The sequence below is a fragment of the Candidatus Competibacter phosphatis genome, from assembly GCF_012939995.1.
GTDB classification, from domain to species: domain Bacteria; phylum Pseudomonadota; class Gammaproteobacteria; order Competibacterales; family Competibacteraceae; genus Competibacter; species Competibacter phosphatis.
In genome coordinates, this window is record NZ_SPMZ01000036.1 from 85,776 (window position 1) to 105,395 (window position 19,620).

Here is a 19,620-nt window from a genome sequence, read left to right on the forward strand (position 1 = left end):
TATGGCCTGTAGCCTCACCCAAGCGACGGGTTTCAGGCGGCCGCCGATTCCAACGCTTCAGTGCCGCCGCGTTTCCAGGGAGCCTGTAAGTTCTTCCAGCAGGGATTGTTGATCGTCATGTCCATATCGCGGGCGAAGATGGCAAAACCGTCGTAGCCGTGATAGGGGCCGGAGTAATCCCAGGAGTGCATCTGCCGGAACGGAATGCCCATCTTGTGGAACACATACTTTTCCTTGATGCCGGAACCGATCAGATCGGGCTTCAGCCGTTCCACGAAGGATTCCAGCTCGAAGCTGGTGGCGTCGTCGTAGATCAGCGCGCCGTCCTGCACTTCCTTGAAGGTGCGGTCGTAATCGTCGTTGTGGGCGAACTCGTAGCCCGCGCCGATGATTTCCATCCCCAAATCTTCATAGGCGCCGATGACGTGACGGGGCCGCAGGCCGCCGACGAACAGCATCACCCGCTTGCCTTCCAACCGGGGGCGGTATTTGGCGATGATGGCGTCCATGACCGGTTGATGTCTGGCGATGACTCGTTCGGCGTTTTCCTTGATGGTGTCGTCGAAGAACGAGGCGATCTTGCGCAGGCTCTCGGCGATCTTGGTCGGTCCGAAGAAGTTGTATTCCATGTAGGGAATACCGTACTTCTCTTCCAGATGCCGGCTGATGTAATTCATCGAGCGGTAGCAGTGCAGCAGATTCAGCTTGGCGTGGCGGGTCGATTCCATTTCCGGGATCGAGCCATCGCCGGACCATTGCGCGATCACTCGCAGGCCGATCTCCTCCATCAATACCCGCGAACTCCAGGCGTCACCGCCGATGTTGTAGTCGCCGGTGATGGCCACATCGTAAGGCGTGGACTCGAAGCTGTTGTCTTCATCGCGGTTATGCAGCACCCAGTCGCGCAACGAGTCGTTGGCGACATGGTGGCCGAGGGACTGGGAGACGCCCCGGAAACCTTCGCAGCGTACCGGCACCACCGCCTTACCGATTTCCCGGGCCGATTTCTTGGCCACGGCTTCGATGTCGTCGCCGATCAGGCCGATGGGGCATTCCGACTGCACGGTGACACCCTTGGCCAGCGGGAACAGGGTATCGATCTCGCTGATCAACTTGGCCAGCTTCTTGTCGCCCCCGAACACCACATCCTTCTCCTGGAAATCCGAGGTGAAGTTCATATCGCCGAACACGTTGACGCCACTGTGGCCGGTGATGTAGTTACGGCGGCCCGCGCGGGAAAATTGCCCGCAGCCGACCGGGCCGTGCGAGATGTTGACCACATCCTTGACCGGTCCCCACACCACGCCCTTGGCGCCGGCATAGGCGCAGCCGCGCGCGGTCATCACGCCGGGCAGCGCCTTCTTGTTGGCAACGATGCACTTGTTGGATTTTTCCAGAGTGGGATCGTTGGCCATCAGATGCTTGGCGCGTTGCTTACCGGTGGCTTCCGGGTAAACTTCCAGCACTTCCTGAATCAGTTGTTCGGTTTCTTGGCGGTTCATGGTCATAATTAGGTGTACTCCAGTGGGCCTCAGGCAGCGGCCAGCGCGGCTTCATCAGCAGCGGTCTTGCCGACGATGGATTCGTCTTCCTCGTCGAGGATGCCGAATTCCAGAAGCAGTTCTTCCAGCTCGTCCATGGTCAGCGGTGTGGGAATGACCAGTTTCTTGTTTTCCACGATCTTGCGCGCCAGTTCGCGATATTCATCGGCCTGCTTGGCGGTGGGGTCGTACTCGATCACCGTCATCCGGCGAATTTCCGCTCGCTGCACCACGTTGTCGCGTGGCACGAAATGAATCATTTGGGTGCCCAGCCGTTCGGCCAGTGCTCCGATCAATTCGGCTTCCTTGTCGGTCTTGCGCGAGTTGCAGATCAGTCCGGCCAAGCGCACCTTGCCGGAATTGGCATATTTGCAGATACCCTTGGCGATGTTGTTGGCGGCATACATCGCCATCATCTCGCCGGATACGACGATGTAGATTTCCTGGGCCTTGTTTTCGCGAATGGGCATGGCGAAGCCGCCGCACACCACGTCGCCCAGCACGTCGTAGAACACGAAGTCGAGTTCTTCCTCGTAGGCGCCTTCTTCCTCCAGGAAGTTGATCGCGGTGATGACGCCACGCCCGGCGCAACCGACGCCAGGTTCCGGGCCGCCGGACTCGACGCAACGCACGCCGCCGTAACCCACTTTCAACACGTCGTCCAGTTCCAGATCTTCGACGGTGCCCGCATCGGCGGCCATCTGCATGATCGTGTTCTGGGCCTTGGCATGCAGGATCAGTCGGGTCGAATCGGCTTTCGGATCGCAACCCACGATCATGACTTTCTTGCCCTCGGCGGCCAAACCCGCCACCAAGTTCTGGGTGGTGGTGGACTTGCCGATGCCGCCTTTCCCGTAAATTGCGCATTGACGTATCATTGCTTTTGCTCTCCGGTCGCTGAATGGTGAATCTTGCTTTCACTTTTCCCGGTTCAAACGCCGTGCCAAAAGGTGATCTGCAAATAACTCATTGTTTGATAATCATAAATCATGGTCAGAGACGATAGGGATCGAAACCAGACATGACAAACGCGACGGTTTGTCGGGTTGATGACAATGCGATTGCGGCGCCGGCCGTGGAAGTCGGGCCGCGCCTACCGAAAGGCTCCTACCTACCGATCAACCGCTGTAATCTGCCGGCGATGATTCTGGGCGGCCTGACTTTTCAGCGCCATCCGGCTCCGTTATTGCTGGACGGGGTGGCGGAATTGCATCACCGGTTGTTTCGGTCGTTGGATCTGTTGGCCGAGCCGGGCGAACGGGCGCAGCGGTTCATGGACTACATGACGGTATACTTCCGGCTGGAGGCGCTAGAGGACGTGGGCCTGATGCCGGGCCGGCGCAAATTGCGTGGGCGGGCCGATTACTTACGCATGGTGCGCGGCTGGGCTTTCGATCCCAACAGTCAGGAAGGCGCGGTGCTGAAAGCTTGGGTGGAATCGCGTTTCGGCCTGCTGGCGCGTTATCACGGAGGATTGCTGGACGACCGCATTCGGGACGATACCTACATGCAGTTTCTGGAGGCGTGCAGCCGGGGGTTGTACAACACCAATGCGCTGGAAGCGCAGCTCGACCTGCTGTACGCCTATGCCCAGTACGAACAGCGGCGTCAGCAACCGACGGCGGTGCATCTGAGCCTGTATCGCGGCTTTAACCGCTTCAGCGACGACCAAGTGCTGGCCAAACCCGACCGTCGGCGTTGGGTCGTGTTGCTCAACAACCTCAGTTCCTTCAGCGTCCGCCGCGAGCGTGCCGAGGAGTTCGGCGACCATCTGCTGCGGGTGCAGGTCCCGCTGGCCAAGGTATTTTTCTATAACCGGATGTTGCCGGGGATGCTGAAGGGCGAAGATGAATACGTGGTGGTTGGCGGGGTTTACGAGGTGGAAAGGTTGTGTTGAGTGTTGTCCTGCTGGCCGCGACGCGTAATGAATTGCCCGGCGGATCGTTCTGAGCCGCCAGCTTCTCTCCACGAATTTCCACCCAGAGGGGTGGTGTGGCCCCGTGTTCTGGCGGATATGTTGAGCACTGCTGGAGTTGTGGCCGGGAAGAACCCGTTGCTTAAGCCGGTGTTTGTCAGCGTCGATCCCTGCCTGTCCGGTTCCCACGCCGCCGGCGAGTTTTTACAGTCCATTGATGATCCTGTAGAAATTTCCAGTTTCTAGCCTAAGGTTTAGACAAGGTCGAGCTTCGGTTCGATCTTGCTCGAAAACCACAAAGGAGGATCATACTTATGATAAAACTCAAAACCTTGTTAGGCGGTCTGGCCGTGTTGTCGTTGATACTGACAACATCCGCTTTTGCGGCGGCTCGTGAGAAGTTCGGTGCCGATCAGCGGCACGAAGAGGTCAAGAAGGAATTACGGACCATCAAGCCGTCCAAGGAGGAATTCAAATGGAAGATGGTCATGCCCTGGACCGAGGGCCTCCTGTTCTACGACATGGCCCAACACTTCGCCGATACCGTTGCACTCGCTTCCGGCGGCCGACTGGAAATCAAGCTTTTCCCGGCCGGCTCGCTGGTTGGCGCCATGGAAAGTTTCGATGCCGTCAGCAAGGGCTCGGCCCAGATCGGCCACGACTGGCCCGGTTACTGGAAGGGCAAGAACGAAGCGTTCGTGGCCTTTGCTTCGGTGCCTTTTGGTCTGGATACCGAGGGCTACAACATCTGGCTGTACGAGCGCGGCGGCCTGAAGATGATGCAGGACCTGTACGGGCAATATAACTTGTACGCGTTGCCCGGTGGCAACGGTGGTCAGGAGATGGGCCTGTTCTCCAATAAGAAAGCCACGAAAATGACGGATTTCAAAGGCTTGAGGGTGCGTACTCCGGGCTGGTACATGGACATTATGAACAGCTTGGGTGCCAGCGTGACGCCGCTGCCCGGCGGCGAAGTCTATCTGGCGCTGGAGCGTGGCGTCATCGACGCGGCCGAATTCAGCACCCCGGCCATGAATTACCCCATGGGCTTCGATGAAATCACCAAATATGTCATCGAACCCGGCGTCCATCAGCCCTCTGTTCAGTGCGCGTTCTTCATCAACAAAGATGCCTGGAACAAACTGCCGTCCGACCTGAAATGGATCGTCGACACGGCCGCCAAGGAAACCCAGCTCTGGTCCACCGCCTGGCAGGAAAATCTCAATATCGAGGCGATCGAGCGTTTCAAGGGCAAGGTCGAGTTCGTGCGCATGGACGACGAGACCATCACCAGCTTCGCCAAGCGGACCAAGGAATATCTGGATGCGCTCAAGGCCAAGTATCCCGACGTGAAAAAGGTGCTCGATTCCCAGGATAAATTCCGCAAGGATTTCGCCGAATGGCGCGAAATCCGCAGCGGTGTGACGCCATGGCCTCTGGACGATTACATCGCTGGAAAGCGCACTCAATAATCGTTCGTTTCCTCACCCAAAGTTTTTAGCACCTTTCACTTCACCGAAGGATGTGAGGCAGACTTCCGGCTTATTGAATCGGCTGGAAGCTGTCTCCGCGTTTCCCCGTTTAGAAACCGCCGAAATTGTATGGAGGGATGGCGTATGCGCAAAATCGCTCAGGCAATCGACGCTTTGAATGAAAACACCGGCTATTACAGCTCCTTCCTGGTTCTACCCTTATTGGCTGTCGTTAGCTATGAAGTCATCATGCGTTACGGCTTCAACGCACCCACCACTTGGGGATTTGAGGCGACGACCTTCCTTTATGGTGTCCATTTCGTACTGGGTCTGGGCTATACCCACAAGCATAACGGCCATGTCGCCATCGATGTCTTCGAAGCTAGACTGGCCAGTCGCACCCGGACCTTGCTCAGAATCGTGGTCAATTTGCTGATCTTTATTCCGACGATAGGGCTGATCTCCATCTGGTCGGTGATCTATGCAAGTACGGCCTGGATGCAATGGGAAGTCGCCTCCAGTTCCTGGGCGCCGCCGCTTTATCCGTTCAAGACACTGATGGCCATCGGTTTCGTGCTGCTCTTTCTACAGGGCATCGCCAAATTGATCCAGGATTTCCACAGTCTGAATCAGCCAGCTTTCTTCGGAGAATAACGACCATGAGTCCCGAGTTGCTGACCTTGTTGATGTTTCTCACGCTGATTCTCTGCATTCCCCTAGGACATCCACTGGCCATTACCTTGGCGGCGGTCGCCATGTTGTTTGGCTTGATCGACAATGGCTTCAATGTACCGGCGTTGTTGGATCTGTTCGTCAACAACAATTGGGGCATCTTCCTCAATTACACCTTGGTGGCCATTCCCCTATTCATTTTCATGGCGCAGATTCTGGATCGCTCCAAAGTCTCCGAGGCGCTGTTCGACGCGCTTTATCGATCGATGGGCAAGGTGCGCGGCGGACTGGGTCTGGCGGTGATCGTGGTCAGCACCGTGTTCGCCGCCACGACCGGCATCATCGGCGCCTCCGTGGTAGCCATGGGTCTGATGGCGGGGCCGGCTCTGTTGCGGCGAGGCTATGATCGGGGCATGTCGGCTGGCATCATCTGCTCTTCGGGTACGCTGGGCATTCTCATTCCACCGAGCATCATGCTAGTGGTATACGGGGGGCTGACTGGCTTGAAGGAAACGTCGGTGGGGAACCTGTTCGCCGGCGCGATCCTGCCGGGACTGGTGCTGTCCGGGCTGTATTTGGCCTACGTCGCCATCCGCTGCGGTATCAATCCCAGCCTGGGTCCACCGATCCCCGCCGAAGAGGACACGCTGACAGCGGGACAAAAGGCCGCCATGATTCTCAAGAGCTTCCTGCCACCCTTCAGTTTGATCTTACTGGTGATGGGCACCATCTTGGCTGGCGTCGCCACGCCCACCGAAGCGGCTGCCATGGGGGGACTTGGGGCATTGATTCTGGCATTGGTCAACCGCATGCTTTCTTGGGAGATCATCGCGCAATCTTGTGTGTCTACCCTGAGAATTACTTGCATGATCATGCTGTTGTTTGTTGGTGGCAAACTGTTCAGCGTGGTCTTTCTCAGCATCGGTGGCGGCGACGTGGTCGCCGATCTGTTGCTGGGCATGGATGTCAGTCCCTATGTGGTCCTGGCGATCATGATGGCCGTGGTGTTCTTTCTGGGCATGTTCATCGACTGGGCGGCGATCCTGCTGGTCACCGTGCCGATTTTTACCCCCATCGCCATGGATCTGGATTTCAATCCACTCTGGTTCGCGATGTTGGTCTGCATCAACTTACAGACTTCATTTCTGACACCGCCTTTCGGTTATGCCCTGTTCTATTTCAAAGGCGTGGCGCCTCCCGCTTACACGATGGGCGATATCTACAAGGGCATCGTTCCCTTTGTCGCGATCCAGATCCTCGGATTGATACTGATGGTGGTTTTTCCCGGTTTGATCACTTGGCTGCCGGCATTATTTTTCGGCAACTAAAACGCATTTTTTGGGTAAAAATCCAAGTGTCTTCGGAGTATTGAAACACACCCAAACAGTTATTCGCGTTCGATGGGGACCAGAAAAACCGGGATTTTTGGACTACGGGCTTTCATGAGTACCTTGTGGGCCACCGACCCCATGAATATTTCACCCAAGGTGGTTTGGCCATGGGAGCCCAGCACGATCAAATCCGCGCCGACCCGCTTGGCTTCATCCAGGATGACTTGTGCCGGGTGTCCTTCCACGACGCGCATCTCGGCCACCACCGTATGCGCGTCGGGATGGAGGTGGTCCGCGCAGAACTTTTCCAGTCGCCGGCGCATTTCCCGGTTGACCTGCTCGAAACCTTCTTGATGCAAGGTTTTCAGGGCATCGGGCGGTACCATGGTTTCGACCAGGGATTGCGCATAGTCGCTCATCGGTTCCAGCGCATGGACCACATGAATCTTGGCGCCATACTGCTTGGCGAGCGAGAAGGCATGATTGAAAACCTCCACGCCATGCGGACCCAGGTCGGTGGCATAGAGGATCGTACGAATCGTGTAATCCATGGCGGCGCTCCCAAAAGACTGCGGAGTAGGTGAAGAGCAGCGAATTTGGGTTTAGGATAACACAATGGCGATTCGGTCTCCGGCGTCACTCTTCCGGGCCAAAACACTGGGAATAGTCGCAACAAACCGCGCAGGAGGGCGCGCGGCAGAGATAAACGCCTTCCTGAATGCACAGTTGCTTGTAAAGAAACTTCTTCCACTTCATGTCGTGGTCGTTTTTTCGCCGCCAGTGTCGGGAAGTTGCGTTGCATCAATTCGCTTAAGTTTCGCCGCGACCACAAGCCCAGATCCTCCCAAAGGTGATCGTTGCTCATGCAGCCGGTGGCGACGATCACGCTCAGCCAGCGCTCGGATTCATCCCGCCCGGCCCGATACAGCTGCAGCAAGTTGATTAGTTCGCCCAGCTCTTCCACTAACCGAGAATCCCAGCGCGGTGCCGGGCGCGGTGGGACGATTGGCCGGGAAGCGCCGGGAAAATGCCGTGCCAGCAAGGTGTCGAAGTCAACGGGCTCCAGCCCTAGGCCCATGGGCAGCGCTCCGCCGCCCACGGCTTGTGTTGCCAGCATCTGCGCCAAGGTATCGTCGTTGGGCAAGCCACACCGATGGCTCATCAGGATGCGATACAGCTCCCCCCGAGGATCGGGATTGACGGGAGCGGTAAGCGGTTCCGGCCGCGACGACAATTCCATGGGCAGTGACCGTCAATATTCGACCAGGATTTCTTCGTCCCGCACGATCATCTGACAGGCCAGCCGCCAGGGCGGCGGGATGTCGTCCACCAGGATGCGGCTGATATCCTCGTCGGTTAGTTTGCCCAATTCCTTCAGGAGATTCCTTTCCTTCTCCGTGGGTGGGCCGCTCATCCGGGGTTTTTTATCGATACTCGACACCTTCACTAGGCAAGTGCCACATTCGCCATCCTGGCAATCGAAGGCAATCGGAATCTGATTGTCCTTGGCAATTTTCAGAATCGTCTCGGTATGGCTGCCGGCTGCGGCGTAAACGGTTTTGAGCCCATGTTCGGGATGTGAAAAAGTAATCAATGGCATCGCTGAATCCCCCAGAAGCGCTAAAAGTTTTAGGCTGGACGTACCACAATCTCACCGCCCAGGACTTGGGCTTGGCAGGCAAGGCGGGTATCCCGGCCGGCGAAGTGTTCCTTCAGTATCTTGGCTTCTAGCGCCGAAGGTTCGCTTAAATTTTCCATGCCTTGCGTTACCTTCATCAGGCAGGTTCCGCAATCGCCTTCGCGGCAGCCGTAAACGATGCCGGAATTCAGCTTGTCCGAAATCTCGATGACCCGAGTGCCGGCTGGTACCGTGATCGTAACTCCAATATCGGCGAAGCTTAGTTGTGCCTTGGCCATGCGTTTCTCTCTCTCCAGAAAGGACGTCGTAGTGGTCGTAGTGGTTGAAGGGTTTGCTCACGCGCTTGTGGATTGCGCCGCGCGTGGCGGCGCGGTCAGCCGCCCGCTGGTCCGCCATTCTCGATGGATGGCCCGAAGCGCATCTTCGATCTCTTCGCCGCCGTGTTCGCTGTTGGGTTGGATGCCCGCGTCTTCCAGCGCCCGCCAGGGCGTAAACCCGACCCGCGAGCACAGGATCGCCGCGCAATCGTGCAGGGCGAGGATCGCCCCTGCCATGGCGTCTTCCGAATCGCCGCAGGTGGTGGCGCCATGACAGTAACGGGCAATTTCGCGGCGTTCGATCAGGCGACTTTCAACGGCGGAGACCTCGTAAATCAGCAGTTCTCGCAGGTGTCCGAAATGAGCGTCGATCGTGTGGCCGTTCAGACTACCCACCGCGATACGCAGCGTTTCTCCGAGAGTTTGGGGGCGTATCGGGGTGACCACCGTCGATCGGATCGGTGGAGCCGACGGTAGCGGCGGTTGTTCCAGCCGACGGACGATGGCCGCGCGCACCGCAGCCCGTTTGGCCATGGCCGCTTGTGGATCCACCGTCATCGCCTCGACCTTGTCCATGGTGAATTCGCCGCTACGGTCCGTGCCCAACTGACCGGTGGCGTCGGCGCGACATTGCTGGCAATGACTCATCATGCCTTCATCGCTTTCGCAAGCGGCGCGGGTCGCCTCCAATTCTTCGGTGGTCGGCTCGCGCTGGCCGGTGAGCCCGAAATGGGTGCCGTGTTCCGGTCGAGCGATCAGCGGCATGATGTTGTGCAGGATTGCGCCCTTTTCCCGGACGATGCGGTTGACTTCCGGGATGTGGGTATCGTTGATGCCCGGAATCAGCACCGAATTAATCTTGACTTGCACGCCGCGCGCCACGAGTAGATCCAGGCCGCGTAGTTGCTGCGCGATCAATGTGGCGGCTGCTTCGCGTCCTCGCAGCCGGCGGCCCTGCCAGACGATCCACGGATAGATCTGGGCGCCGATGTCGGGGTCGACGCAATTGATCGTAATGGTCACATGATGAATGCCGTGCTCCGCCAACGTATCGGCGTGTTCAGGCAGCGCCAGTCCGTTGGTGGACAGACACAACAAGAGGTCGGGTGCTTGTTCCCGCAGTTCCCGCAAGGTGGCGAACACCGGTTCGGGATTGGCCAGCGGATCGCCGGGTCCAGCTACGCCGATCACCGCCAGATGAGGGATCGCCGCGCCCACCGCCAGCGCTTTCCGAATTGCCTGATCCGGTTCCAGTAGTTCCGCCACCACGCCTGGGCGTGATTCGTTGCTGCAATGATACTTACGATTGCAGTAGTTGCACTGAATGTTGCATTTCGGCGCGACCGCCAGATGCAAGCGGGCGAAATGCCGGTGCGCTGCTGGGGAGTAGCAGGGATGGAGCGCCGGCGTATCACCTGCGGCTGTTGGTCGGCTGTTCGATTCCATGGGTATCCCCCGAAGCGGCGAAATCGTCGAAAAGCGGGCGTTAACCCGCCACCGCCCGGAAGCGGGCGGCGCAAGTCTCCTAGCAACCGCCGTGCCTGATAAAGAGCAACAGATAACTAATTGATTTAAAATATTTTTATTGCAGATAGTAGAACGGTCTGTGGTGTTTGCCACAGGAGGAAGAGAGCGATTGTTAGTTATGGAACAAGGGTGACGTTGGGTGGGGTCCGAATTGGTTATCACGCCCGGTTTCCGCCAGATGGGCGCGGTGTGATCGAATGGGAATCATTGCGTGAATAAGTATGGCGGATTGCTGGGATTGTCGGTTCTCGGAGAATCAAATCAGCATAGTCATGTCATTTTTTTAATGGATTCGCAGGTTTGTTTTTTTCGTTGTAATTTTCCAAAAAACAACGAAAAACATTAAGCCAAAAAATATTAGACAAATCAGGTCTCTTCTACTATATATTTATAACTTATTATTATGATTGAGAAATTAGTGGTCCGTCAGCCAGTTTGATTTTCCACTTTCTCGAATGGTTCATTTAATCGGCCCTACTATCCAGTGCGGTCAAATCGGGCGATAAATTCGTTCTTGTTACCCAAAGAAGGAGGTCATCATGAAAAGATCCGCGATCGCGGCTTTATCCGCAATCCTGTTGCTGAGTTTGAGTGGCGCGAATGCCGCCGAAGAGAAATACGTCACTATCGGTACCGGCGGTCAGACCGGCGTCTACTACGTCGTGGGCCAATCTATCTGCAAGCTGGTCAATCGTGAACAGAGCAAACACGGCATCAAATGCACGGCGCCGTCCACTGGTGGTTCGGTCGCCAATCTGAATGCGATCAGGGCCGGAGAACAGGACATGGGCGTGGCTCAGTCCGATCAGCAATACAAGGCGCTGAAAGGCGAGGGCGATTTCGAAGCGGCGGGACCTTTCAAGGAATTGCGCGCGGTATTCGCGGTGCATCCCGAATCCTTCACCGTGGTGGCGCGCAAGGACTCCGGGATCAAGACCTTTGACGACCTCAAGGGCAAGCGAGTCAATATCGGCAATCCCGGTTCCGGCCAGCGTGCCACCATGGATGCGTTGATGAAGGAAAAGGGCTGGGATACCAGCGTATTTCAACTGGCCTCCGAATTGAAGGCGGCGGAGCAGGCCCAGGCGCTGTGCGACAACAAGATCGACGCCATGGTCTATGTGGTCGGTCATCCGAACGGTTCCATCCAGGAAGCCGCTTCCTCTTGCGATGCGATCATAGTGCCCGTCACTGGCCCGGAAGTGGACAAGCTGGTGCAAGCCTATCCTTACTACGCCGTCTCCATCATTCCCGGCAAGATGTATCCAGGTAGCGACGAAGACGTCAAGACCTTTGGCGTGACCGCAACCTTCGTGTCGTCCACCAAGACCCCCGATGACACGATCTATGTGGTCGTCAAAGCCGTATTCGACAATTTCGATCGCTTCAAGAAACTGCATCCGGCCTTTGCCAATCTGCAGCCGGCCAACATGCTTAAGGACGGCCTGTCCGCGCCCTTGCACGACGGCGCCGTGAAGTACTACAAGGAAAAAGGCTGGTTGAAGTAAGGCGATTCCCTTGAACAAAAATACCCGTGAGGTGGGCGCCGTTCACCATGAGTTCCGTGCATGACGTCCTTGAACAGGGTGGGCCATGTCCACCCTGGTAGGAATGGCGGGTATGAGCGTTGTTTTATTGAAAATCACTTAAGCCTGGTGAATGGGCGACCGGAAAGGCTGCCCGCTCGTTCGATCCCTCTTTAAAACACAGTAAGTATTTGACTCGTGTTCTTCCGATACCGCCGTGAGAGAGACCCTATGAAAACGAGTCGGTTGGTCAGCATCATCGTCATCGCCTCGATGGCTTTGGGGATCGGTGTCGCGCGGCCGATCCAGGCCGAAGAGATCGCCATCGGGACCGCCAGCCGCGCTGGCGTGTACTTTCAGGTTGGGCAGGCCATCTGTCGACTGTTGAATGCTGAAACCGCTCAGCATGGTGTTGTCTGCAAGGCGCTGCCCACGGATGGTTCCATTGATAACTTGCGGCAAATTCGGGCCGCTAAGCGGCAACTCGGCATCGTACAGTCCGACTGGCAATATCATGCCGTCAACGGTACTGGAACATTCGAAGCGGCGGGACCGGATACCGACCTGCGGGCGTTGTTTTCCGTCCACGGGGAATCCTTTACGGTGGTGGCCCGCCGCGACGCCGGCATCGAATCCTTCGATGACCTTAAGGGCAAACGAGTCAACATCGGCAACCCCGGCTCCGGCCAGCGTGCCACCCTGGAGGTGCTCATGGCGGCCAAGGGTTGGGACAAGAATGTCTTTTCCCTGGCCAACGAGCTGTCGGCCTCCGAGCAATCCCTGGCGCTTTGCCATGATCGCGTACAGGCCATGGTCTACGTCGTGGGACACCCGAATGCATCCGTGGCTCAGGCCGTCAACCTGTGCGATGCCTTCATCGTGCCCGTAACGGGACCGGTGGTCGACCGCCTGCTGGCCGACAACCCGTATTACGCCCGCACCCAGGTACCTGGCGGCATTTATAAGGGCAACCCGAAACCGGTCAGCACCTTTGGCGTCAAGGCCACGGTCGTTGCCTCCACTAGGCTGAGCCCCGACACCGCCTACCTTTTGGTCAAGACGGTGTTCGAAAATCTGGACGATTTCAAGAAGCAACATCCGGCGTTCGCCAATCTGGAAACAGCGGACATGATCAAGGACGGGCTTTCGGCGCCATTGCACGACGGGGCGCTGCGCTACTATCGAGAAAAAGGCTGGCTGTAAACCAGCGGCAAACTCGCGAAAGCCGTATCGTCTTTTCCCGGGCGATGAGACGTGTTCGTTTCCCAAGCCATTGATCCACCACCGACCCACGCGCGCTGCTGGGTAAAGGGGACCTTGATGAGTGAGCAAGTTGATAAAAAATCGGCGATGTCGGAGGAGGAACTGCAGGACCTGGTGGCCGAGGCGGATACCGGTGCCCGATCGCCGGGAGGCATACCACGGAAGGTTCTGCTCGGCGTGGCCGCCGCCTGGTCTTTGTTCCAATTATGGATCGCGTCACCTTTACCCTTCATGGTCGGCTTTGGCGTATTCAACGACACCGAAACCCGTTCCATCCATCTGGCGTTCGCGGTGTTCCTGGCCTTTCTGGGGTATCCCGCGCTGAAGCGCTCGCCGCGACATTACATTCCCCTGCAAGACTGGATCATGGCGGCGGTGGGCGCCTTTTGCGCCGGCTACCTGTTCCTGTTCTATAACGAGCTGTCGCAGCGGCCCGGTGCGCCCAACACCCAGGATGTGATCGTGGCTTGCGTCGGCATGGTCCTGTTGTTGGAGGCGACGCGACGGGCGCTGGGTCCACCGCTGATGGTGATGGCCATGCTGTTTCTGGGCTACACCTTTGCCGGTCCTTACATGCCGGGGATCATCGCCCACAAGGGCGCCAGCCTGAACGCGGTGGTCAATCACCAATGGATTACCACCGAAGGCGTGTTCGGCATCGCCCTCGGCGTCTCCACCAGTTTCGTGTTCCTGTTCGTGCTGTTCGGGGCGCTGCTGGACAAGGCGGGCGCGGGCAACTATTTCATCAAAGTGGCTTTTTCCATGTTGGGGCACATGCGCGGCGGTCCGGCCAAGGCGGCCGTCGTGGCGTCGGGTCTGACCGGGCTGATCTCAGGTTCCTCCATCGCCAATGTGGTGACCACCGGCACCTTCACCATTCCCATGATGAAACGGGTCGGTTTTTCGGCGGAGAAGGCCGGCGCGGTCGAAGTGGCTTCCTCGGTCAACGGCCAGATCATGCCGCCGGTGATGGGCGCGGCCGCCTTCCTGATGGTGGAATATGTGGGTATCTCCTATCTCGAAGTCATCAAACATGCCTTCGTTCCAGCCATCATTTCCTATATCGCTCTGGTTTATATCGTTCACCTGGAAGCCTTGAAGGCCAACATGCAGGGTTTGCCGAAACCCGGCGTGATCAAGCCTTGGCTGCAGCGCATCATTGGCACCTTGTTCGGATTTATCGCCACCGCCATTCTGGCCATGGCGGTCTATTACGGCATCGGCTGGTTGAAGCCGGCTTTGGGTGATGCCGCCACCTGGGTGATTTCGCTGCTGCTGGCGGTGGTCTATGTGGCGCTGGTTTGGGTCGGTTCGCGGTATCCCGTGTTGGAGTTGGACGATCCCAACGCGCCGGTGGTCCAACTGCCCGAGACCAAGCCGACCGTCATGTCTGGCTTGCACTTTATCCTGCCGGTCATCGTGCTGGTTTGGTGCTTGATGGTGGAGCGCTTGTCGCCAGGCCTGTCTGCCTTCTGGGCCACCATGCTGATGGTGTTCATCCTGCTCACCCAAAGGCCATTGTTCGCGTTGTTTCGCGGCGAAGGCCATTTCGGCGCGGCCATTCGCCACGGCTACGACGATCTGGTCGAAGGACTGATCGCCGGTGCTCGCAACATGATCGGCATCGGCATCGCCACGGCGACGGCCGGCATCATCGTCGGCGCCGTTTCCCAGACTGGCGTCGGTCTGGTGTTGGCCGATCTGGTGGAGATCCTGTCGCTCGGCAATATCCTGCTGATGTTGATTCTGACGGCGGTGCTCAGCCTGATTCTAGGCATGGGGTTGCCCACCACCGCCAACTACATCGTGGTGTCGTCGCTGCTGGCGCCGGTCATCGTCACCCTGGGCGAACAGTCGGGCTTGATCGTTCCGCTGATCGCCGTCCATTTGTTCGTCTTCTTCTTCGGCATCATGGCCGATGTGACGCCGCCGGTGGGCTTGGCATCCTTTGCCGCCGCCGCGATTTCCGGTGGCGATCCGATCAGAACCGGCGTTGTGGCCTTCGTCTACAGTCTGCGCACCGCGATCCTGCCTTTTCTGTTCATCTACAACACCGATTTGTTGCTGATCAACGTGGATTGGGTGCACGGCATCGTTATTTTCGTCGTGGCCACCGTTGCCATGCTGTTGTTCGCCGCCGCCATGCAGGGCTATTTCTTTGCCCGAAGTCGATTCTATGAATCCATTTTGCTGATGCTGATCGCCTTCACGCTGTTCCGTCCCGGTTTCTGGATGGACATGATTTCTCCGCCTTACCAGGAACTGGCGCCCACGGAATTGATGGCGGAAGCTGACAAGCTGGCGCCGGGCACGGAGATTCGCTTGCATATCGATGGCACCGATGAAGTTGGCAAACCGCGTAGTTTCGTGGCCGTGTTGCCGATGGGTGATGGTGCCACGGGCGAGGAGCGCTTGACGAACACCGGTCTTGAAGTGCTGGAGGAGGATGGCAAGCTGCTGGTCGATAACGTCGCTTTCGGCAGCGCCGCCCAGAAAGCGGGTTTGGCTTTCGACCAAAGCATCCACGGGGTGTTGTTGCCCCTGGATCAGCCTCGGAAGGAATGGCTGTGGATTCCCGCGTTCCTGGTGCTGGCGCTGATCGTCAAACTACAACGGGCACGTCTTGGTCGCGAAACGGCGCCGGCCGCCGCTTGAAGGAGAACGCCATGTATAAAGACATCCTGTTTCCCATCGATTTGAATCAAGACAGTTCTTGGATCAATGTATTGCCGTCCGTCATTGAGTATTGCAAGGCATTCAATTCGCGCCTGCATGTGGTCACCGTAGTGCCCGATTTCAGCATGCCGCTGGTCGGTAGTTATTTTCCCGAGAATTTCGGCAACAAGATGGTGGAGGATACCAACAAACGTTTGCACGCGTTCATCAAGGAGCATGTGCCTTCCGAGGTCCATGTGCAGCACATTGTCGCCGAGGGCGTCGTGTATAAGGAAATCATCCGAATGGCCAATGAAATCGGTGCCGATCTCATCATCATGGCCTCGCATCGTCCGGAATTGGGGGATTTTTTAGTCGGCCCGAATGCGGAACGGGTGGTCCGGCATTTCAATCGATCCGTATTGGTGGTCAGAAATTGAAGCAGAGGGCAAGTCCAGAGAAGAACGTATGGCTTTATTTGAATAACCCCGATGTTTCCACGACATGCTCGATGGATTGTTCCGCCCTGAGCAGTTCGAAACGCACTTCGTGGTCGTCTCCGATGTGAAAGCCGTAGACGGCGGCGTCGGGGAGGCTGTTGTACTGGAAGGGTGTGGAAAAATAATAGGCGCCGGTGTCGTGGGCCAGGATGAAATCCCCCGGTTCGAGCAGCGGTAGCGGGCGTTCGTGGGCGAGGATATCGCCGGCGAAGCAGCACGGACCCGCCACGTCCTGCGGGATTTTTTCGCCCCGCTTGAACCGCCCTTGCGCGTCGAAGGCGCTCAGGCGAATGGCCCACATTTCCGGCAGGAATACCGTGCGCGCCGCGACTTGCGCCCCGGCATGGGTGATGGCGATATGCCGGTCGCCGCTGGTTTTGGTGTACTCCACGCGGGCGGCGATGAAGCCATTCTTGGCCACGACCGACCGCCCGAACTCGGTTATCACCCGATAGGCACCCGAAAACAACGCCGGCGCGTGGGTACGCAGCAGCGCGGCGTATTCGTCATAGCCTGGCGTGAACTCGTCGCTGGCAAAATTGACCGGTAAACCTCCACCGATATCGAGAACTTGCACCTGTTGGCGTCCCACGGCGGCGTTGATCTCCTCCGCGAAGGTCACCACCTTGGCGACCCCACTGGCGATCAGTTCCAGCGAGCAGCCTTGCGAGCCGACGTGGGTATGCACGCCGGTCAACCACGGCCGTTCGATATAGGCTTGAATCAGCCGGGTTCGCTGGCCCGCATCCTCCAGCGGGATGCCGAATTTCGAGGTTCGGGTGGCGGTACTGGTGGCGGCGATGGTGCCGACCCCGACCTGTGGGTTGATACGAATGCCGATCTCGGAATTCGACGACGAGGTGGCCATCAACGCCGTCACCCGTTCCAGTTCCTGGAAGTTGTCGATGTTCAACGCGATGCCCAGCCGCAGTGCCTGTTCGATTTCCCCCAGCGTCTTGGCGGGGGAGTCGAGCACGATCTCGTGAGGCAAGAAACCGGCTCGGCGGGCTTGGGCGAACTCGCCGGGGCTGGCGACCTCGCATCCCATTCCACATTGGCGTAGCAGCGCGAGTACCCGGTGCAGACAATTGGCCTTGGCGGCGAAGGCGTGGGTGAAATGATCGTCGAATGCTGCCCGCAGGCTCGCCACGGTCTTTTCGATACCGTCCATGTCGATGAAGGCCGCCAGCAGATGTTTTTCACCGAGTAGCCCGTATGCGGCGGCCGCCTGCATCACGGTTTCCTTGCGGGGAGAGATGTCGTCGTTCATGGCGGGTTCCTTGTTGGTGGGCGGCAATGGCCATGGTCTGTGATTACGGTCAGCGCGGAAACCGACAAAGAGATACGCGCCGTGCCGATTTGGCTCTCAAGCAGTTGTCGGCTGGAAAGCACTTATCCGACCACGCGCCATACTACCCGCCCAGGCTCAGCGCGACCACGGCAAAACATGTAGATCGGTCAAACTGTAGCGCTCTCGCAAAGCCGCGCCGTAACGGTGCGTCTGATCTTCGGCCTCATCCAAGTTTTGTCGCTACCGCCGATGGAATGACCAGAATTTTAAGGGCACAGGCCGCCGGAGCACGAGATGCTGGCTCGGCAAGTCGCTAGGAGACACAAGAAGTACTGTTCACCTTGGGTGACTTCCAGTACGTCATCATGGATAGCGTGTATTGAGGGACTCAAGAGTCATTGATGTAACTTTATTTAATCAGGATATGGCATGTCGCGCTAAAAAAATGTTTCTGATTAACTTACTCTGTTGAAATACAAAATGGAATCTCTATAAGCTATCGCTAAATTATCGTCATGAATATTAAACACTAAAACCAAACTTCTCATGAGAAGGGTGGAGAGTCGCCGACCTATGGAACAGGCTGGCGGCTTTTATTTTGGCGAATGAGGGGAGATGAGATGCGAAACCGTGCCTCCGTGCTGTTGGGGATGTTGGCGGTCCTAGGCATTGGCCTTTTGCTGCTGGTCAGCCCGGTTTCGTTCACCGCCGAACCGGTGACGGTCTTTGGCCCGGAACGCTTCGTCCGGGACACCGGTGCCCCACAACACTGGGTCCGCTCATTCGAACTACCGCGCCGGGCACCGGATTGCACGCTGATCGTCGACAACGGCGACAAGCCGGCCACTCGGGTCACCAGCGGCACGATCCTGCTTAATGGCCGACTGGTGGTCGGGCCGTCCGAATTCAAGAAAACCATCCCGCAAATCCGTAAATCGGTCCGGTTGTGGAAGCGCAACCGCTTGACCGTGTCAGTGGCCGGCCAACCCGGTGTCTTTCTCGTCACGACCCTGCGCTGCACGCCGAGCAACACCCGCCCGGTGGCCGACGCCGGTCCCGATCGAACCACGCGGATCGGCAACCTCGTCACCCTCGACGGCACCGGCTCCACCGACGCCGACGGTGACGCCCTGAGCTATACCTGGACCCTGCGGGGACCCAGCGGCAGCGGTGCCGTGCTGTCCGACCCCCACGCGGTCCAACCGACCTTCACCGTCGACCAACCCGGCGCCTACACCGCGCGGCTGGTGGTGAATGACGGTCAGCTCAACAGTAGACCCGACGCGGTGGTGATCACCACGGAAAACGGNGCCCCGCCGGTGGCCGACGCCGGTCCCGATCAAATCCGCGCGGATCGGCNACCTTCGTCACCCTCGACGGCGGTGGCTCGCGCGACGTGGACGGCGATGCCTTGACCTACCACTGGTCGTTGACGGCGCCGGCTGGCAGCCGGGCCGCGCTCTCCGACCCCAGCGCGGTCAAGCCGACCTTCACCGTCGATCAGCTCGGCACCTACACCGCCCGATTGGTGGTCAACGACGGCCGGGCCGACAGCGAGTCTGACGACGTCGTGGTGTCCACCGAAAACAGCCCGCCGGTGGCCGATGCCGGTCCCGATCAAACCGCGCGGGTGGGCGCGACCGTCACCCTGGACGGCAGCGCTTCCAGTGACGCGGACGGCGATCCGCTGACCTTCGAATGGTCGCTGCTGGAGGTGCCGTCCGGCAGCGCGGCGACACTCTCCGATCCGAGCGTGGTGCATCCGACCCTGGTGTTGGATCGCCCAGGGGTCTACGTCGTCCAGTTGCTGGTCAGCGACGGCATGGCCGAGCACAGCGACACCGTCACCATTACCACCGAAAATTCGCCACCAGTGGCTAATGCCGGCCCCGACCAGAGCGGTCGGGTGGGCACGACCATTACCCTGGACGGCAGACGGCTCGCACGATGTGGACGGCGATGCGCTGACCT

General features: G+C 58.2%; 18 protein-coding genes and 1 pseudogene. 10 read left to right on the forward strand and 9 right to left on the reverse strand.

The window, feature by feature from the left end; genetic code table 11:
- Positions 1 to 32: 32 nt before the first annotated feature.
- Both nifD and nifH read right to left on the reverse strand, forming a co-directional pair.
- The gene (gene nifD, locus E4P82_RS13015) at positions 33 to 1,502 is read right to left on the reverse strand and encodes a nitrogenase molybdenum-iron protein alpha chain (RefSeq protein ID WP_420887113.1); all 1,470 of its coding nucleotides are present in this window, start codon (positions 1,500 to 1,502) and stop codon (positions 33 to 35) included.
- Between the two features lie 29 nt (positions 1,503 to 1,531).
- Positions 1,532 to 2,419, reverse strand: coding sequence for a nitrogenase iron protein (gene nifH, locus E4P82_RS13020; RefSeq protein WP_169249286.1), 888 nt, complete (start codon positions 2,417 to 2,419; stop codon positions 1,532 to 1,534).
- Between the two features lie 143 nt (positions 2,420 to 2,562).
- Here nifH and E4P82_RS13025 point away from each other — a divergent pair, with 143 nt between their 5' ends.
- The 4 genes from E4P82_RS13025 (at position 2,563) to E4P82_RS13040 (ending at position 6,928) form a co-directional block, all read left to right on the forward strand.
- A complete protein-coding gene (locus tag E4P82_RS13025) occupies positions 2,563 to 3,438 on the forward strand; it encodes an NAD(+)--dinitrogen-reductase ADP-D-ribosyltransferase (RefSeq protein WP_169249287.1) in 876 nt (291 codons plus the stop codon).
- Between the two features lie 332 nt (positions 3,439 to 3,770).
- Positions 3,771 to 4,928, forward strand: coding sequence for a TRAP transporter substrate-binding protein (locus E4P82_RS13030; RefSeq protein WP_169249288.1), 1,158 nt, complete (start codon positions 3,771 to 3,773; stop codon positions 4,926 to 4,928).
- Positions 4,929 to 5,072: 144 nt separating this feature from the next.
- Positions 5,073 to 5,582 (forward strand): TRAP transporter small permease subunit, encoded by a 510-nt coding sequence (locus E4P82_RS13035; RefSeq protein WP_169249289.1) that lies wholly within the window; start codon positions 5,073 to 5,075, stop codon positions 5,580 to 5,582.
- 5 nt (positions 5,583 to 5,587) lie between these two features.
- On the forward strand, positions 5,588 to 6,928 hold the full coding sequence (locus tag E4P82_RS13040; RefSeq protein WP_169249290.1) for a TRAP transporter large permease: 1,341 nt from the start codon (positions 5,588 to 5,590) through the stop codon (positions 6,926 to 6,928).
- 59 nt (positions 6,929 to 6,987) lie between these two features.
- On the opposite strand, the gene E4P82_RS13045 is transcribed toward E4P82_RS13040, so the two are convergent.
- The 6 genes and pseudogenes from E4P82_RS13045 to nifB all read right to left on the reverse strand — a co-directional run bounded on the left by E4P82_RS13045 (position 6,988) and on the right by nifB (position 10,333).
- Positions 6,988 to 7,482, reverse strand: coding sequence for a universal stress protein (locus E4P82_RS13045; protein ID WP_169249291.1), 495 nt, complete (start codon positions 7,480 to 7,482; stop codon positions 6,988 to 6,990).
- An 85-nt stretch (positions 7,483 to 7,567) separates the two neighbouring features.
- Positions 7,568 to 7,687, reverse strand: a complete 120-nt coding sequence (locus tag E4P82_RS22200) for a nitrogen fixation protein NifQ (protein WP_246327570.1) — start codon at positions 7,685 to 7,687, stop codon at positions 7,568 to 7,570.
- A 73-nt stretch (positions 7,688 to 7,760) separates the two neighbouring features.
- Positions 7,761 to 8,171: pseudogene (locus E4P82_RS23235) on the reverse strand (nitrogen fixation protein NifQ); the annotation flags it as partial.
- A gap of 12 nt (positions 8,172 to 8,183) precedes the next feature.
- Positions 8,184 to 8,531 (reverse strand): 2Fe-2S iron-sulfur cluster-binding protein, encoded by a 348-nt coding sequence (locus tag E4P82_RS13055; protein ID WP_169249292.1) that lies wholly within the window; start codon positions 8,529 to 8,531, stop codon positions 8,184 to 8,186.
- 29 nt (positions 8,532 to 8,560) lie between these two features.
- Complete coding sequence (locus E4P82_RS13060) at positions 8,561 to 8,848, reverse strand: 2Fe-2S iron-sulfur cluster binding domain-containing protein (RefSeq protein WP_169249293.1); 288 nt, start codon at positions 8,846 to 8,848, stop codon at positions 8,561 to 8,563.
- A gap of 57 nt (positions 8,849 to 8,905) precedes the next feature.
- On the reverse strand, positions 8,906 to 10,333 hold the full coding sequence (gene nifB, locus E4P82_RS13065) for a nitrogenase cofactor biosynthesis protein NifB (protein WP_169249294.1): 1,428 nt from the start codon (positions 10,331 to 10,333) through the stop codon (positions 8,906 to 8,908).
- Between the two features lie 617 nt (positions 10,334 to 10,950).
- On the opposite strand from nifB, the gene E4P82_RS13070 reads away from it, so the two are divergent.
- The 4 genes from E4P82_RS13070 (at position 10,951) to E4P82_RS13085 (ending at position 16,298) form a co-directional block, all read left to right on the forward strand.
- Positions 10,951 to 11,922 (forward strand): TAXI family TRAP transporter solute-binding subunit, encoded by a 972-nt coding sequence (locus E4P82_RS13070; protein ID WP_420887114.1) that lies wholly within the window; start codon positions 10,951 to 10,953, stop codon positions 11,920 to 11,922.
- A gap of 249 nt (positions 11,923 to 12,171) precedes the next feature.
- A complete protein-coding gene (locus E4P82_RS13075; protein ID WP_169249296.1) occupies positions 12,172 to 13,143 on the forward strand; it encodes a TAXI family TRAP transporter solute-binding subunit in 972 nt (323 codons plus the stop codon).
- Positions 13,144 to 13,260: 117 nt separating this feature from the next.
- Positions 13,261 to 15,858, forward strand: a complete 2,598-nt coding sequence (locus E4P82_RS13080) for a TRAP transporter permease (RefSeq protein ID WP_169249297.1) — start codon at positions 13,261 to 13,263, stop codon at positions 15,856 to 15,858.
- An 11-nt stretch (positions 15,859 to 15,869) separates the two neighbouring features.
- Complete coding sequence (locus E4P82_RS13085) at positions 15,870 to 16,298, forward strand: universal stress protein (protein ID WP_169249298.1); 429 nt, start codon at positions 15,870 to 15,872, stop codon at positions 16,296 to 16,298.
- A 34-nt stretch (positions 16,299 to 16,332) separates the two neighbouring features.
- Here the strand turns inward: E4P82_RS13085 and E4P82_RS13090 are convergent, their stop codons facing one another.
- Entirely contained in the window at positions 16,333 to 17,628 is a 1,296-nt protein-coding gene (locus tag E4P82_RS13090; protein WP_211203142.1) for a type III PLP-dependent enzyme domain-containing protein, read from the reverse strand.
- Positions 17,629 to 18,299: 671 nt separating this feature from the next.
- Here E4P82_RS13090 and E4P82_RS22210 point away from each other — a divergent pair.
- Entirely contained in the window at positions 18,300 to 19,064 is a 765-nt protein-coding gene (locus tag E4P82_RS22210) for a PKD domain-containing protein (protein ID WP_478219231.1), read from the forward strand.
- Positions 19,046 to 19,620: PKD domain-containing protein (locus E4P82_RS13100; protein WP_312915008.1), on the forward strand; the 575-nt coding region annotated here is incomplete at its 3' end. The genes E4P82_RS22210 and E4P82_RS13100, both read left to right, overlap by 19 nt.

Coding starts and splice junctions, on each gene's coding strand:
- nifD (WP_420887113.1), bottom strand. CDS start 1,502: ATGAACCGCCAAGAAACCGAACAACTGATTCAGGAAGTGCTGGAAGTT.
- nifH (WP_169249286.1), bottom strand. CDS start 2,419: ATGATACGTCAATGCGCAATTTACGGGAAAGGCGGCATCGGCAAGTCC.
- E4P82_RS13025 (WP_169249287.1), top strand. CDS start 2,563: ATGACAAACGCGACGGTTTGTCGGGTTGATGACAATGCGATTGCGGCG.
- E4P82_RS13030 (WP_169249288.1), top strand. CDS start 3,771: ATGATAAAACTCAAAACCTTGTTAGGCGGTCTGGCCGTGTTGTCGTTG.
- E4P82_RS13035 (WP_169249289.1), top strand. CDS start 5,073: ATGCGCAAAATCGCTCAGGCAATCGACGCTTTGAATGAAAACACCGGC.
- E4P82_RS13040 (WP_169249290.1), top strand. CDS start 5,588: ATGAGTCCCGAGTTGCTGACCTTGTTGATGTTTCTCACGCTGATTCTC.
- E4P82_RS13045 (WP_169249291.1), bottom strand. CDS start 7,482: ATGGATTACACGATTCGTACGATCCTCTATGCCACCGACCTGGGTCCG.
- E4P82_RS22200 (WP_246327570.1), bottom strand. CDS start 7,687: ATGAAGTGGAAGAAGTTTCTTTACAAGCAACTGTGCATTCAGGAAGGC.
- E4P82_RS13055 (WP_169249292.1), bottom strand. CDS start 8,531: ATGCCATTGATTACTTTTTCACATCCCGAACATGGGCTCAAAACCGTT.
- E4P82_RS13060 (WP_169249293.1), bottom strand. CDS start 8,848: ATGGCCAAGGCACAACTAAGCTTCGCCGATATTGGAGTTACGATCACG.
- nifB (WP_169249294.1), bottom strand. CDS start 10,333: ATGGAATCGAACAGCCGACCAACAGCCGCAGGTGATACGCCGGCGCTC.
- E4P82_RS13075 (WP_169249296.1), top strand. CDS start 12,172: ATGAAAACGAGTCGGTTGGTCAGCATCATCGTCATCGCCTCGATGGCT.
- E4P82_RS13080 (WP_169249297.1), top strand. CDS start 13,261: ATGAGTGAGCAAGTTGATAAAAAATCGGCGATGTCGGAGGAGGAACTG.
- E4P82_RS13085 (WP_169249298.1), top strand. CDS start 15,870: ATGTATAAAGACATCCTGTTTCCCATCGATTTGAATCAAGACAGTTCT.
- E4P82_RS13090 (WP_211203142.1), bottom strand. CDS start 17,628: ATGAACGACGACATCTCTCCCCGCAAGGAAACCGTGATGCAGGCGGCC.